The following is a 14,446-nucleotide window of genomic DNA, read 5'->3' as shown; positions in this document are numbered from 1 at the left end:
CGGACGGGGCGTCAGACGAGCGCGGCCGGGCGGGGCGGCTCCTCCGCCGAGGCGGCGGCCTGCAGGGCCGCCTCGACGCGGCGGTTGCTGGTCATGGTCGCGGTGACCACGGTCATGGTGAGCAGCAGGCCGGCCGCGACGAAGATCGGGGTGCGGACGTCGTAGGCGGTGGCCAGCCAGCCGCCGAGGAAGGCGCCGAAGGGGGCCGCGCACATGGCGAGCATCCGGGAGGTGGAGGCGACCCGGCCCATCAGGTGGGCGGGGACGATCGCCTGACGGAGCGACGGGGCGAGCACCATCGTGGCGCCGATGCCCGCGCCGCAGACGGCCAGGCCGAGGCCGGCGACATAAGGGTTCGGGGCGGCGGCGACGGCCAGGATCGCGAGGCCCTCGACCGTGGCGGTGCAGGTCAGGGCGGTGCCGGTGCCGAGGCGTCGGCCGAGGAAGGAGGCGAAGCCCGCGCCGAACAGGCCGCCGACGGCCTCCGCGGTGAGGAGCAGGCCGAAGCCAGAGGTGCCGACGCCGAGGCGGTCGTGGGCGAAGAGGGCGAGCACGGTCTCCATGGCGAGGAAGGCGACGTTCCCGACGGCGGGGCGCAGCGCGAGGCCGAGCAGCAGGCGGTCCCGGAAGACGTAGGAGGCTCCGGCCCGGGCCTGCTTCAGCAGTGACTCGCGGGCCTCGGGCGCGGGCCGGGGCACGGCGGGCAGCGAGCGCACCAGCGCGGCGGAGAGCGCGAACGAGAGCGCGTCGGCGAGCAGCGGCACCGAGCGGCCGAGGGCGAGCAGGGCGCTGCCCGCGGGCGGGCCGGCGAAGCCGGCGGCGGCGGTCTGGGTGCCGCGCATGCGGGAGTTGGCGCGCTCCAGCAGGGCGGCGTCGCGGCCCAGCAGGGCCGGGAGGTAGGCGGTGGCGGCGGTGTCGAAGAAGAGTCCGCCGAGGCCGAGGAGGAAGGCGACGGCCGCGAGGAGCGGGATGCTCAGGGCGTCGAGGGCGAGGGCGGCGGCCGGTACGGCGAGCAGCACGGCGCGGGCGGCGTCGGCGACCCACATGGTGCGGCGGCGGTCCCAGCGGTCGACGAGCGCGCCACCGACGATGCCGAAGAGCAGCCAGGGCAGGGTGCCGGCGGCGGTGACGACGGCGATCGCGAGCGGGTCGCGGGTGAGGGTGAGGGTGATCAGCGGCAGGGCGGAGTGCAGCACTCCGTCGCCGAGGGAGGAGACCGTCTGAGCGGTCCACAGCCGTCCGAAACCGGTCGGCAACTTCTGTACTGCAAGGGTCACTTGGTGTTCTCCTCGGCCTGGTCGGCCTGGTTGCGGGTGCCGGGGTGGAAGAGCGCGAAGACGAGCGAGGCGTCCGGGAGGGACGGGTCGGAGAGGGCGCGGTACTCGTCCGCGAGGGCCTCCAGGCGGGCGCCCAGCTCGGCGAACTGCTCGTCGGTGAGGCGCAGGTGGGCCATCCGTACGTGCCGCTCGCCGTCGGACGGCGAGGCCTCCAGGTCGGCCACCGCGTGCCGCATGAGCACGTCGGGGCCGCCCTCCCCCGGGTCGGGCAGCACGATCGAGCGGGCGGCCATCGCGTAGTACCGCTCGATGACCCCCCGGACCTTCCGCGTCCGCACCACCTTGATCAGCCCGGCCTGTTCGAGGATCCGCACGTGGTAGCTGGAGCTGCCCTTGGCGATGCCGACCCGGTCGGCGATCTGGGTGATCGTCGAGGGCTCGAAGCGGAGCACCGCCATGATGCGGTGGCGGGTGAGGTTGGAGACGGCGCGGAGCTGCTCGTCGGTGGAGAGGTGGAGCGCCTCGGGAAGATCATCGCTGGACATACCCCCAATGGTCAACACTTCTTGACCATTGCGCAAGAGGGTTTCCCGAACGGGCCGCGGTGACCCGGCGTCAGGCGGCGCTCTGGGGATCGGGGGTCTTCCGCAACCGCATCCCGCCGAGGACCAGCACCGCACCCCCGGCCACCACGCCGAGGTGGGCGGGGGACGGGAGTTCGACGATCTTGTGCAGCCAGCCCCACTCGGCGCCGAAGAAGGTCCGCGACACGAAGCCGAGCAGGCCCTGGGCCCCGACGACGTAGCCGAGGCTCTCGATGATGTATCCGATGGTGATCCGCATGGATCGAGCCTCTCGCGGCGGCGCCGGACGTTCGTCCTGCCCAGGGGCGAGAACGCGGTACACCGAAGGATGCAGGACGGGGCCGGCCGGGATGCCGCTCAGTCGGAGTTCGACCACAGCAGGACGGCCGGGCCGTCCGGGGTGAGGACCGGGACCCAGGCCTCGTCCGTCTCGGCGGTGCGGCTGTCGTCCAGACGCAGGGAGTGGGGGTGGTCGTCGGTGCCGTCGGAGGTCCAGTAGCGGATGGCCGAAACGGCGGAGCGCAGGCGGGCGCGCTGCTCGGCCGTCCACCGGTGCCCCTCGGCGCCACCACCGCGCAGGTCCCGCTCGAACAGGGCGCGCAGGCAGGCGAGTTGGTCGGGGCTGTGGAGCGGGACCAGGAAACCCTCGACCTGTCCCTGGCGGTTGGTGGTGCCGCCGTACTGCTGGTGGTGGACCACCCCGGTGCCCGCCTCGACCACCAGGCAGAGCTAGTCGCGGCCGGCGGTGCCGTCGGGGTCGAGGAGGACGTGGTGACGCTTCGTCATGGGGCGCAGTGTGGCAGCCCCGCGCTCAAGGGCTCGACGGGATTTCCTCGGGGAGGAGGCGGGGGAGGTCGGCCAGGGTACCGGTGAAGGCGGTCCAGGAGTCCTGGGTGTCGGTGTCGTCGGTGTGGGGGCTGCGGAACCGGTGGAGGTAGGCGTCGATGTCCTCCAGGGCCCAGCGGAGGCGGTAGTGGGTGAGGGCGGCGGGGTCGACGGGGTGGCCGGTGGTGGCGGTGTAGTGGGCGAGGTCGTCGGGGGTGGGGGCGAGGAGCCAGAGGTCGCGTTCGGGGGTGGCGAGGGCGACGGTGTCCCAGTCGACCAGGAGGACGTGGTCGGGGTGGCGGAGCAGGTTGCCGGGGTGAGGCTCGCCGTGGGTGACCACCGGCGGGCCCGTGAGGGTGGCGGTGGTGCGGTCGAGGTGGGCGAGGGCGCGGCGCAGGGTGGGGAGGTGAGTGGCCGTCAGGGTGCGGGCGGGCTCGGCGTACGGGCCGGTGGTCCAGGGAGTGGCAAGGGAGGCGAGGGCGGCGTCGAGGCGGGGGCGGTCGGAGAGGCCGGGGTGGTGGACGGGTGTGCCGGGCGGCGGGGCGGCGGTGTGGAGCCGGGCCAGGGCGTCGAGGAGCAGGCGGCGGTCCGCGGGGGCGAGGCGGTCGGAGAAGCCGCCGGGGGTGCCGGAGGCGTACGGGAAGACGCTGAGTGCGTAGCGCGGCGAGAGCCGGACGGCGGTCTCACCGTCCGGGGTGGACGAGGGGGCGACCAGCAGGCCCAGCTGACGGAGCGACCGGGCGGTGGACATCGCCGCGCGCAGGCCATAGAGGGCGGAGTCCGGGTCGGGGCCGCAGTGGCTCTTGTGGGCGAGGTCCGCGACGGTGAGGAACCAGCGGCGGCCGTCGGGGTCGGTGGCGGTCCAGTGGTGGTCACCGAAGCCGACGGGAGCGTAGGCCAGGGAGGCGGCGGTGAGGCCGTAGGCGAGCAGGCCGGTGCGGAGCTGCTCGTCGCGGAGGTCGTCCGGTCGGGTCTTCACCCCGTCGAGGGTAGTGAGCGCAGGCACGCGAAGGGCCCGCCCCACCCCGGAGGGGGCGGGCGGGCCCTGAGAACGCGTCAGGCCGGCGGCCGGCGATGCGTCCGTCAGCCAAGCTTGGCGATGGCCGCGTCCAGACGGGCCAGGGTGCGCTCCTGGCCGAGGACCTCCATCGACTCGAAGAGCGGGAGGCCGACGGTGCGGCCGGTGACCGCGACGCGGATCGGGGCCTGGGCCTTGCCGAGCTTCAGGCCGTGCTCGGCGGCGACGGCCTCCAGCTCGGCCTTGAGCGCGTCGGCCTGCCAGGCGGCCCCGGCGAGGCGGGTGCGGGCGGTGCGCAGCAGGTCGGCGGCGCCGGCCTTCATGGCCTTGTTCCAGGAGGCCTCGTCCTGGACCGGCTCCGGCAGGAAGAGGAAGTCGACCTGCTCGGTGATCTCGGAGAGCAGCGCGATCCGGGACTGGGCCAGCGGCGCCAGCACGGCGAAGGCCTCGGCGTCGAAGTCCTCGGCGGCCCACGGGGCGCGGTCGGCGGCCAGCCACGGCGCGCAGGCCGCGGTGAAGGCGGCCACGTCCATCGCCCGGATGTACTCGCCGTTGAAGGAGCGCAGCTTGGCGACGTCGAAGAAGGCCGAGGCGGCGTTCACGTCGGCGACCCGGAAGAGCTTCTCGATCTCCTCGTAGGGACGGATCTCGACGTCGTCCTTGGGGCCCCAGCCGAGCAGCATCAGGTAGTTGACGAGGGCCTCGGGCAGGTAGCCCTCGGCCAGGTAGTCCTCCAGAGCGACCTTGTCGCGGCGCTTGGAGAGCTTCTGGCGCTTCTCGTTGACGATCACCGGCAGGTGCGCCCAGACCGGCGGGGTGGCGCCGAGGGCCTCCCAGAGCAGCTGCTGCTTGGGCGTGTTGGAGAGGTGCTCCTCGCCGCGGATCACCTGGGTGACGCCCTGCTCGACGTCGTCCACGACGTTGGCCAGCAGGAAGACCGGGCTGCCGTCGCCGCGGGCGATGACGAAGTCCTCCATCGCCGAGTTGGGGAAGGCCGGCTCGCCGCGGATCAGGTCGACCACGACGGTGGTGCCCTCGTCCGGGGTGCGGAAGCGCAGCGCGCGGCCCTCGGCGTACTCCAGGCCGCGGTCGCGGCAGTGGCCGTCGTAGCCGGTCTGGGCGGAGCCGGTGCGCTCGGCGAGCTGCTCGCGGGTGCAGTCGCAGTGGTAGGCGCGGCCGGCGGTGTAGAGCTTCTCGGCGGCGGCGCGGTGCAGCGGGGCGTTGGCGGACTGGAAGTAGGGGCCCTCGAAGGCCTCGTCGCCGCCGTGGATGCCGATGGCGGCCAGGGCGCTGATGATGCCGTCGGTCCACTCGGGCTTGTTGCGGGCGGCGTCGGTGTCCTCGATCCGCAGGACGAACGTGCCGCCCTGCTGTCGCGCCGTCGCCCAGTTGTACAGGGCGGAGCGGGCACCTCCGACGTGGAACATGCCGGTGGGGCTCGGTGCGAAACGGACACGGACGGAACGGGATACCTCGGTCATGGGGGAAGCCTACTGACTCCGGAGACCTCCCATGGTCACCGGGCCCCTCGCCACACCCGCCGACCGGCCGCCGGGCCGACCGCCGGGACCCCTCTCACGACCAGCCGTCCTCCTCCGCGCGCCACTGACCGACCCACTCGGCGAAGCCCCACGCACCGCCCGCGGTCGGCACCGGGGTGACACCCACGTCGGCGACCATCCAGACCTCGCCCCGCCGCGGCCCGGTGGTCACCAGCAGCCAGAAGGACTGGCCGTCGTCCGAGCCGAGCACCACCGAGCCGTCGTTGAACGCGGCGTCGATGCGCGGGTCGTCGGGGTCACCGTCCTCCTCGTCCTCCCAGCACCAGGCGGCCTCGACCGGGAACGGGGCTCCCGGCCGGCGGCCGCCCGGCCCGAGGTCGGGCCACTGGGCCGGGAGCAGGCCGAGCGGCTGCAGGCCGCCGTCCTCAGCCGGGCCGACGGCGCTGCCGTTGGCGATCTCGGCGACGAAGGTCCGGTAGGGCTCGGGGAGGGCCACCCCGTGCTCGGCCTCCCAGGCGGCGACGGCCCGCTGCCCCAGCGGTGGCTCGCGCCACTCCGGCGGGAACGCGGCGCGCAGCGCGTCGAGGACGTCGTGGCCGGGGCAGGGGTCACGGGTGGTGGTCACGAGGGGAATGCTGACAGGGGCGACCGACAACGGAGCTGACGGGGCGTCGGACGGGTGGGGCCCGCCGTGGTGGGGTGCGTTCGGAGGGGGAGGCGGCTGTCGGGGTGGGTGGGCGGGCGGCATAGGCTGCGGCGGTGCTGATGGGACGGGGATTCCTCGGACGGGTGGGGCGGGGGCTGCGCCGGCCCCGGGTGGTGGACGCCGGGTTGGCGGTGGCGTACACGCTGGCGGCGCTGGTACTGGGGCGGGAGGCACCGCCCGGGGGCTGGCACGCGCCGGACGGCCGGGGTGCGCTGCTGACGGTGCTGATCGGCCTGGCGCTGGCGGCCCGGCGGGTGGCGCCGGTGCCGGTGCTGGGCATGACGGTGGCGGTCTGGCTGGTGTCGATCGGTCTCGGGTACTGGCCCGTCGTCAACTCCCCCGCGGTGCTGCTGGCCCTGTACGCCGTGGCGGCCGCCTCGGGGCCGGTGGCGACGGTGCTGTGCTCGGTGTCGGTGGGCCTGGCCTGGGTGGTGGCCGGGCTGATCCACCGGGCGCACGGGTCGATGGACTCGGTGCTGGTGCAGGCGGTGGCGTTCCCGGTCGGGGTCGCGCTGCTGGGCCGCACGGCCGGGCTGGCGGCCGAACGGAGCGTCCGGCTGGCGGAGTTGACGCGGCGGCTGCGGGCCGAACAGGAGGCCCGGGCGGAGCAGGCCGTGACGGAGGCGCTGACCGAGGAGCGGGTGCGGATCGCCCGGGAGCTGCACGACGTGGTGGCGCACCACCTGTCGGTGGTCTCGCTCCAGGCGGGCGTGGCCTCGTACGTCTTCGAGAGCGACCCGAAGACCGCGCGCGGGGCGCTGGACACCATCGCGGAGACCGGCCGGGAGGCGCTGGACGAGCTGCGGCGGATGCTGACCCTGCTCCGGGTCGGGCCGGACGGGTCGAACGGGCCCACCGAGGACGGTACGGAGGTGGACGAGGGACCGGCACCGGGCCTGGGCCGGGTCGAGGAACTGCTCGCCCGCGTCCGAGCCGCCGGCGTTCCGGCCGAACTCCGTTGCGAGGGCGAGCCGTTCGCGCTCCCGCCCGGGATGGACCTGTGCGCGTACCGGGTGGTCCAGGAGGCGCTGACCAACGTGCTGAAGCACGCCGGCCCGGCCACCGCCACGGTCCGCGTCCGGTACGGGCCGCAGCGGCTCACCGTCCGGGTCACCGACGACGGCGCGGGCGTCGGCGGCGGGCCCTCGGCCGGGCACGGCCTGATCGGGATGCGCGAACGGGCCCGGGTCTACCACGGCACGGTGAGCGCCGGACCCCGGCCGGAGGGCGGCTTCGAGGTGCTGCTCACGCTGCCCGCCCCGGGCCGCTCCGAGGACGAGGGTGAGAACGAGGACGAGAACGAGGGCACGGGCACGGGCACGGACGAGGAGACCGGACGGTGAAGTCGATCTACCGCAGCCCGGAGGGGCGGCAGGCGGTGCGGCGCTGGTGCGCCGAGCGGTTGGACGCCTGGCCGGTGCCGCACGAGCACCTCCGCCTGACGGCGGCCGGGGCGGACACCCGGGTGCTGACGGCCGGTTCCGGGAAGGTGGTGGTGTTCGTGCCGGGCACCAACCTCAACGCGGCGGCCTCGCTGCCCTTCCTCTCCGCGCTGGTGGCGGCCGGGTGCCGGGTGCTGGTGCCGGACGTGCCGGGCCAGCCCGGACTGAGCGACGGACGGCGCGGGCTCTCCGGCGGGCGGCTCGACTGGTACGGCGGCTGGCTGGACGAGGTCCTGGAGCAGGTGGCAGCCGGACTCCCGGCACGGTCGGTGGTGCTGACGGGGCATTCGTTCGGGGCCGCCGTCGCACTCTCCGCCCGCTCCCCGCTGGTGCGGCGTTCGGTGCTGCTCTCCCCCGGCGGGCTCTGCGGGCTGCGGCTGACGCCCGGCCTGCTGGCCGCCTCGGCGGCCTGGTACCTGAGGCCCGGGCCGGCGCGCAGCGAGCGCCTGGTGCGGGCCATGCACGGTCCGGGGCACCTTCCGGCGCCGGAGCTGGTGGAGTGGATGACGCTGGTGGCGCGGCACAGCCGCTCCAGCGGGGCGCCGGGCCTGGCCGTGCCGCCCCCGGCCGGGGACCGCCCGCCCCTGCTGGTGGTGAGCGGCGGGCACGACGTCTTCCTGCCGCCGCGCCGGCTCGCCCCGGCGGTGCGGCGCGCGCTGGGGACGGAGCTGCGGGTGGTGGAGGCGGCCGGGCACCTGTTGGTGGACGAACACCCGGAGCTGCTGGCCGGGTTGGTGACGGCGGGGGACGCACCGGCCCGGATCGCCGCACCCGGGTCTGCTCTCCATTCGGACAGCTCGGACGGGCGGGGCGGACCGCCCCTATGATCGGCGCGCCCGGAGTGATCAAGCTCCACGCTCCCCCCGCCCCACGTACCTCCAGGAGGTCCCCCATGATCCAGCGAATCGGCAGCAACGCGCGCATGAGCGAGGCGGTCGTCCACAACGGCACCGTGTACCTGGCCGGCCAGGTCGCCGGTGACCTCTCGGCGGGCACCACGGAGCAGACCGTGCAGGTGCTGGCGAGCATCGACAAGCTGCTGGCCGAGGCCGGTTCGGACAAGACCCGCATCCTGCGCGCGGAGATCTTCCTGGCCGACATCGCCGAGTTCGCGCAGATGAACGAGGCCTGGGACGCCTGGGTGCCGGCCGGCGCCGTCCCGGCCCGGGCGACCGTGCAGGCCGCGCTCTACCACCCGGACGTGCGGGTGGAGATCGTGGTCACCGCGGCGGTCTGACCCCGCTGACGGCGGGTCACCGGAAAACCGTTCGGCGGGAGCGGCGGGCCGCTGCTAGCGTCGGAGGCATGAAGCAGCGCGCCCGCATGTTCCGCACGACGACGCCGGAGTACGTCCCGGCGCGCTGACCCATGACCTGAGTCCGAAGCCCCGGGGCGAGTGCCCCGGGGCTTCGCCGTGTGGTCGCTCGCTCCGCCGTACCGCGAGGAGACCACCGTGCACGACCACCGCCGACTCGGCCGTGAGCTGGACCTGTTCGACACCGACCGCCTGATCGGCGCCGGGCTGCCGTACTGGCTGCCCGACGGCGCGGTGGTCCGGCACGCCCTGGAGGAGTACGTCCGGGAGGCGGAACGCCGGGCCGGGTACCGGCACGTCCACTCCCCCGTGCTGGGCAAACGCGAGCTCTACGAGATCTCCGGACACTGGGCGCACTACGGCGAGGACATGTTCCCGCCGATGGAGCTGGGCGGCGAGCAGATGGTGCTGCGCCCCAGCCTCTGCCCGCACCACGCCGTCATCTACCGCTCCCGGCCCCACAGTTACCGCGAACTGCCACTGCGGATGGCCGAGCTCGGCGGCATGTTCCGGGCCGAACTCTCGGGCGTGCTCGGCGGGTTGACCAGGGTCCGGGCGATCCAGCTGAACGACGCGCACGTCTTCTGCACCCTGGAACAGGTCGCCGGAGAGGCCCAGGCCGCGCTCGAACTGATCCGACGGGCACACCGCGACCTCGGCATCACCGGCGCCCGCTACCGGCTCTCACTGCCCGGGCCCGGCGGCAAGTACGTCGCGGCGCCGGAGAAGTGGCGGCGGGCCACCGAGCTGCTGCGGGAGGTCCTGGACGCCTCCGGCGTGGCGTACGAGGCGGCGGAGGGCGAGGCCGCCTTCTACGGGCCGAAGATCGACGTGCAGGTGGCCGACGGAGCCGGGCGCGAGTCCACCCTCTCCACCGTCCAGGTCGACTTCCACCAGCCGGAGCAGTTCGGGCTGGAGTACACCGGGCCCGACGGCGCCAAGCACCGCCCGGTGATGGTGCACCGCGCGGTCATCGGCAGCGTGGAGCGGGCCGTCGCCCACCTGATCGAGCAGCACGGCGGTGCCTTCCCCACCTGGCTGGCACCCGTCCAGCTGGTGGTCCTGCCCGTCTCGGGAGCCGAACTCCCCGACGCCGAACGGCTGGTGGCGCGCTGCCTGGAGGCCGGCCTGCGGGCCGAACTGGCCGCGCCGGAGGAGGGGAGCCTGGGTGCGCGGATCCGGCAGGCGCGACTGGTGCCCTACCAGGCGGTGATCGGGGCACGGGAGGCGGCGGACGGCGCGGTGGCCCTGCGGCTGCGCGACGGCCGGCAGGTCCCGGGAGTGGCCGTCGGCGAACTGGTGGCTCGGATCGGCGCGGCGGTCGCCGACCGGCGATCGGAGCTGTGGGAGGAGGACGACAACCCGGCCGCCCCGTAGGCCCCGTAGGCCCCGTGGGCCCGTCGACCCCGCACACCGCACACGCCGGAAACGTCCGCCCCTCGGCCCGCCGACAGAGACGGCAGAGACGGCAGAGACGGCAGAGACGGCAGAGAACGCTCCGCGCGGTGGCCGGATGTGACAGAAGCCCGTCATTGCGGACATCCGCGGGCGGGCGGCAGGATCGGGGCATGCCCGCTCCGCACCGTGTGGTGATCGCCGCCTTCCCGGGAGTCGAACTGCTCGACGTCACCGGCCCCGCCGAGGTCTTCTCGGTCGCCACCCGGCTCACCGGGGCCGCCGGGGCCGCCCGGGCCGGGTACGAGGTGCGGGTGGCCACCGTCGACGGCGGGGCGCTGACCACCTCCAGCGGGGTGCGGCTGCTGGCCGACCTGCGGTTGGACGAGGTGCGCGGGCCGCTGGACACCCTGCTGGTCGCCGGGGCGATCGAGCCCGCCGGGGGCGGCGGGGCGGTCGAACCGGTGGTGGACCGTCAGGTGGTGGAGTGGGTGCGCCGGTCGGCGCCCCGGGCCGGGCGGGTCGGCTCGATCTGCGCGGGCGCCCACCTGCTGGCGGCGGCCGGGCTGCTCGACGGGCGGCCGGCCACCACGCACTGGCTGACCGCCGCCCGGCTGGCCTCCGACCACCCGGAGGTCCGGGTCGACCCCGATCCGATCTTCGTCCGGGACGGCCGGGTCTGGACCTGCGCCGGCGTCACCTCCGGCCTGGACATGACGCTCGCCATGGTCGCCGAGGACCACGGTCAGCAGCTGGCGCTGGCCACCGCCCGCGCCATGGTGATGTACGTCAAACGGCCCGGCGGGCAGAGCCAGTTCAGCGTCCCGCTCTCCGTCCGGGAGGCCGAGGACGACCGGATCGACGGGCTGCGGCGGTGGATCGCCGAGCACCTCGCCGAGGACCTGTCCGCCGAAGCCCTGGCCGCCAGGCTGCACTTGAGCGTGCGCCACTTCTCCCGCCTGTTCCGCGAACGGACCTCGAGGACCCCGGCGGTGTACGTGGAGTCGGCCCGGCTGGAGGCCGCCCGCCGGCTGCTGGAGGAGACCGGGCTCGGCCTGCCGGAGGTCGCCGCCGCGAGCGGACTCGGCTCGGTCGAGACGCTGCACCGGGTCTTCCGGCGCCGCCTGGGGACCACCCCGGCGGAGTACCGCCGCCGCTTCTGAACCCGTCGCGCCCGATCAACCGCCGTTCCCGCGCCGGCACTTCACCCTGCCCGTGTTCCCGAGGAGAACCATGCCCGGCACCACCCGCACCCAGGTCGTCCCGATCCCGGTGCTCGGCCGTCACGCCGTCAACGCCCACCTGCTGCTCGGCCGCCGTCCCGTCCTGGTCGACTCCGGCATCCCCGGCAGCGGGCGGCGGGTCCTCGACCGGATCGCCGCCCACGGGGTGGACCCGGCCGAGCTGGCACTGATCGTCATCACCCACGGCCACATCGACCACTTCGGGTCCGCCGCCGAGATCCACCGCCTCACCGGAGCGCCGGTCGCCGCCCACGTGGCCGACCTCGGACCGTACCGCTCCGGACGGGCCCGGGAGCCCTACCTGCCCAACGGGCCGATGGGACGGCTGATGGCCCGGCGGCGCGAACTGCACGTCCGCGCCCAGCCGTTCGAGCCCGGGCTGCCCGTCACCGGCGAGACCGACCTCGCGGACTTCGGGCTGGACGCCCGGATCGTGCCGACCCCCGGCCACACCGCCGGGTCGGTCTCGGTGCTGACCGGGGACGGCGAGCTGGTGGCCGGTGACCTGATCGCCAACTCCTTCATGGGCCTGCTCCCCGGCCGCCCCGCCAACCCTCCCTTCCACGACGACGCCCGGCAGAACCTCGCCAGCCTCCGCCGGATGCTCGCCCTCTCCCCCACCCGCCTGCACGTCGGCCACGGCCCGGCCCTGGCCCCGGAGCGGGTCCGCCGCTGGGCCGAGCGCGAGGACGCCCGGCTCACCCGGCTGGAGCGCTCCGGCCGCCTGCGCACGAGGACCGACTAGCCGTGCCGGTTCAGGGCGCGTACCGCGGGTCGCGGTCGACCAGCCGCGGCCCCGGGGCCCCACCCGTGGATTCCGCGCCGGTGCCGACGGCGCCGTCGTCGGCACCGTCGGCACCGTCGGTGCCGACCGGGCCGCGGGGGAGCAGCCGGTCCAGCCACTTCGGCAGCCACCAGTTGGTCCGGCCGAGGAGCGTCATGGTCGCCGGTACCAGCACCATGCGTACGACCGTGGCGTCGACGAGGATCGCGGTGGCCAGGCCGAGCCCGAACATCTTGGTGGAGGGGTCGTCGGCGACGGCGAAGGAGACGAAGACCGCCACCATGATGAGGGCGGCCGAGGTGATGATCCGGGCGGTGCCCGAGATGCCCTCGACGATCGCCGTGCCGTTGTCGCCGGTGCGCAGGTACTCCTCGCGCACGCGGGAGAGCAGGAACACCTCGTAGTCCATCGACAGGCCGAACAGGATGGCGAACAGGAACATCGGGATGAACGACACGATCGGGACCGTCGCCTCCAGCCCGATGAGCGCGCCTCCCCAACCCCACTGGAAGACCGCGACCATGATGCCGTAGGACGCGCCGATGCTCAGCAGGTTCAGCAGCACCGCCTTGAGCGGTACGAGGACCGAGCGGAAGACCAGCATCAGCAGCAGGAACGACATCGCCAGCACCGCGGCGACGAACAACGGCAGGCGCTCGCTGGTGCGTTGGCCCACGTCGGACAGACTCGCGGCGGCGCCGCCGACGTGGGCCCTGGCCGGGCCGGGACCGATCGCCGTGGGCAGCACGTCGGTGCGCAGCCGGGCGATGGTGTCGGCCGTGGCCTTGTCCTGGGGGCTGGTGGTCGGGAACACCACGAGGGTCGCGATGCCGGTGGCCCGGTCGGTGTGCGTCGGCACGACGGACGCGATGCCCGGGTCCGCCGCGACCGTCGCGACGAGCCGGTCCAGCACTCCCGGATCACCGGCGGGGTCCGCGGCGATGACGAGGGGACCGTTGGTGCCCGGGCCGAACCCCTCGGCGACGAGGTCGTAGGCCCGGCGCTCGGTACGGCTGGGGGGCAGTGAGCCGTCGTCGGGCAGGCCGACGCGCAGACCGAGCACCGGCAGCGTCGCGGCCAGCAGCAGCCCCGCCGCACCGGCCGCGTACGGCACCGGGTGCCGGCTGACGTGCCCGATCCAGCGGCGCCACCCGGCGGCACGGACGGCTCCTGCCGCCGGGTCCGGCCGCCGCGCGGGTCGGCCCGGCCTCCCGGTCCGCAGGGCCCGGCCGAGCCGGCCGATCCGGCCGGCCCTGGCCAGGCGTGGGCCGGCGGCGCCGAGGAAGGCCGGCAGCAGCGTCACCGACGCGACCACCATGATCAGGACGACGATCGAGACGGCGATCCCACCCACCGTCATGAACGGGACGTTCGCCACCGCCAGGCCGAGGATCGACACCACGACGGTGCCACCGGCGAAGACCACGGGCCTGCCCGCCGTGGCCACCGCCCGCCCCGCCGCCTCGCGGGGATCGAGCCCGCGCGCGAGGTACTCCCGGTGTCTGGCGAGCACGAACAGCGCGTAGTCGATGCCCACCCCGAGCCCGACCATGCTGCCCAGGACCGGTGCGAAGGCGGGGACGTCCGTCACCCCCGCCAGGACCGTCATCGTGGCGACCCCGACGGTCAGTCCGAAGACCGCCATGCCGATCGGCAGCGCGGCGGCGACCAGCGAACCGAAGGCCAGGAACAGGATCGCGGCCGCGGCAAAAAGACCGATCAGCTCGCTCACGCCGCCGTCGGGGTCGGAGAAGGCGTAGAAGAGGCTCCCGCCCATCTCGATGCGCAGGGGCAGTTCGGCGCGCAGCCGGTCGCCGAGACCGACGAGGGCGTGCAGGTCCTCGGCCGACAGCCGGCTCTGGTCGGGGTACTGCACCCGGACGACCGCGATCCGCCCGTCGGCCGAGACCAGGCCGCCGCGCACGGCGGCGTCCCCGCCCGCGTCGAGTGCCCCCACCGGGTCGCTCGTGCCGAGCACGTGCGGCAGCCGCTGCACCTCGGTCCGCAGTTGCGTGAGGGCGGTGCGCGCGCTGCCGGGGTCGAGGAACGTCGCACCGCCGTCGAGGGGGGTGACGACCACTTGGGCGGTCATCCCCTCCTGGCCGGTGCCGGCCCGCTCGATCAGCTGCGCGGCCCGTTGGGAGTCCAGTCCCGGAGCGGTCATCGAGTCCGCGGTCCGCCCGCCGACGGTGACCGCGGCGAGGACGGCGAGCGCGGCGGCAGCCAGCCATGCCGCGATCACCCGCCAGGGATGGCGGGCAGCGCTTGCGCCCAGGCGCAACAGGGCTTTCGAGAGCATCGGTTCCTCCAACCACCTCGGTGGCCGTCCTTGTACGGCCGCCGATGCCGAGGTT

General features: G+C 74.7%; 14 protein-coding genes. 6 read left to right on the top strand and 8 right to left on the bottom strand.

Features of this window, described 5'->3' with window-relative positions; genetic code table 11:
- Positions 1 to 11: 11 nt before the first annotated feature.
- From ACIA8O_RS04130 to ACIA8O_RS04100, 7 genes are all read right to left on the bottom strand, one after another.
- Complete coding sequence (locus ACIA8O_RS04130) at positions 12 to 1,277, bottom strand: MFS transporter (RefSeq protein WP_396291951.1); 1,266 nt, start codon at positions 1,275 to 1,277, stop codon at positions 12 to 14.
- The gene (locus tag ACIA8O_RS04125) at positions 1,274 to 1,822 is read right to left on the bottom strand and encodes an ArsR/SmtB family transcription factor (RefSeq protein WP_396291950.1); all 549 of its coding nucleotides are present in this window, start codon (positions 1,820 to 1,822) and stop codon (positions 1,274 to 1,276) included. The genes ACIA8O_RS04130 and ACIA8O_RS04125 overlap by 4 nt, the downstream gene beginning before the upstream one ends.
- 70 nt (positions 1,823 to 1,892) lie before the next feature.
- A complete protein-coding gene (locus tag ACIA8O_RS04120; RefSeq protein WP_396291949.1) occupies positions 1,893 to 2,120 on the bottom strand; it encodes a hypothetical protein in 228 nt (75 codons plus the stop codon).
- 98 nt (positions 2,121 to 2,218) lie between these two features.
- Positions 2,219 to 2,581: a DUF6210 family protein gene (locus ACIA8O_RS04115; RefSeq protein ID WP_396291948.1), complete on the bottom strand. Its 363-nt coding sequence runs from the start codon at positions 2,579 to 2,581 to the stop codon at positions 2,219 to 2,221.
- A gap of 91 nt (positions 2,582 to 2,672) precedes the next feature.
- Positions 2,673 to 3,665 carry a phosphotransferase family protein gene (locus ACIA8O_RS04110; protein ID WP_396291947.1) on the bottom strand — a complete coding sequence of 331 codons (993 nt, stop codon included), beginning with the start codon at positions 3,663 to 3,665 and terminating at the stop codon, positions 2,673 to 2,675.
- 104 nt (positions 3,666 to 3,769) lie between these two features.
- A complete protein-coding gene (gene gltX, locus ACIA8O_RS04105) occupies positions 3,770 to 5,131 on the bottom strand; it encodes a glutamate--tRNA ligase (protein ID WP_396292117.1) in 1,362 nt (453 codons plus the stop codon).
- 148 nt (positions 5,132 to 5,279) lie between these two features.
- Positions 5,280 to 5,831 (bottom strand): SMI1/KNR4 family protein, encoded by a 552-nt coding sequence (locus ACIA8O_RS04100; protein WP_396291946.1) that lies wholly within the window; start codon positions 5,829 to 5,831, stop codon positions 5,280 to 5,282.
- Between the two features lie 140 nt (positions 5,832 to 5,971).
- Between ACIA8O_RS04100 and ACIA8O_RS04095 the strand changes: the two genes are divergently transcribed.
- From ACIA8O_RS04095 to ACIA8O_RS04070, 6 genes are all read left to right on the top strand, one after another.
- Positions 5,972 to 7,255 carry a sensor histidine kinase gene (locus ACIA8O_RS04095; RefSeq protein ID WP_396291945.1) on the top strand — a complete coding sequence of 428 codons (1,284 nt, stop codon included), beginning with the start codon at positions 5,972 to 5,974 and terminating at the stop codon, positions 7,253 to 7,255.
- The gene (locus tag ACIA8O_RS04090) at positions 7,252 to 8,181 is read left to right on the top strand and encodes an alpha/beta fold hydrolase (RefSeq protein WP_396291944.1); all 930 of its coding nucleotides are present in this window, start codon (positions 7,252 to 7,254) and stop codon (positions 8,179 to 8,181) included. Before ACIA8O_RS04095 ends, ACIA8O_RS04090 begins: the two co-directional genes overlap by 4 nt.
- Positions 8,182 to 8,246: 65 nt before the next feature.
- A complete protein-coding gene (locus ACIA8O_RS04085) occupies positions 8,247 to 8,591 on the top strand; it encodes a RidA family protein (RefSeq protein WP_345279619.1) in 345 nt (114 codons plus the stop codon).
- Between the two features lie 216 nt (positions 8,592 to 8,807).
- Positions 8,808 to 10,046, top strand: a complete 1,239-nt coding sequence (gene thrS / locus ACIA8O_RS04080) for a threonine--tRNA ligase (RefSeq protein WP_396291943.1) — start codon at positions 8,808 to 8,810, stop codon at positions 10,044 to 10,046.
- 191 nt (positions 10,047 to 10,237) lie between these two features.
- A complete protein-coding gene (locus ACIA8O_RS04075; RefSeq protein WP_396291942.1) occupies positions 10,238 to 11,227 on the top strand; it encodes a GlxA family transcriptional regulator in 990 nt (329 codons plus the stop codon).
- Between the two features lie 70 nt (positions 11,228 to 11,297).
- Complete coding sequence (locus ACIA8O_RS04070; protein WP_396291941.1) at positions 11,298 to 12,053, top strand: MBL fold metallo-hydrolase; 756 nt, start codon at positions 11,298 to 11,300, stop codon at positions 12,051 to 12,053.
- A gap of 10 nt (positions 12,054 to 12,063) precedes the next feature.
- Here the strand turns inward: ACIA8O_RS04070 and ACIA8O_RS04065 are convergent, their stop codons facing one another.
- Positions 12,064 to 14,391, bottom strand: a complete 2,328-nt coding sequence (locus tag ACIA8O_RS04065; RefSeq protein WP_396291940.1) for an MMPL family transporter — start codon at positions 14,389 to 14,391, stop codon at positions 12,064 to 12,066.
- Between the last annotated feature and the right edge of the window lie 55 nt (positions 14,392 to 14,446).

Source organism: Kitasatospora sp. NPDC051853 (assembly GCF_044452665.1).
Taxonomy (GTDB): domain Bacteria; phylum Actinomycetota; class Actinomycetes; order Streptomycetales; family Streptomycetaceae; genus Kitasatospora.
This window is presented reverse-complemented; position numbering and strand designations above follow the sequence as displayed.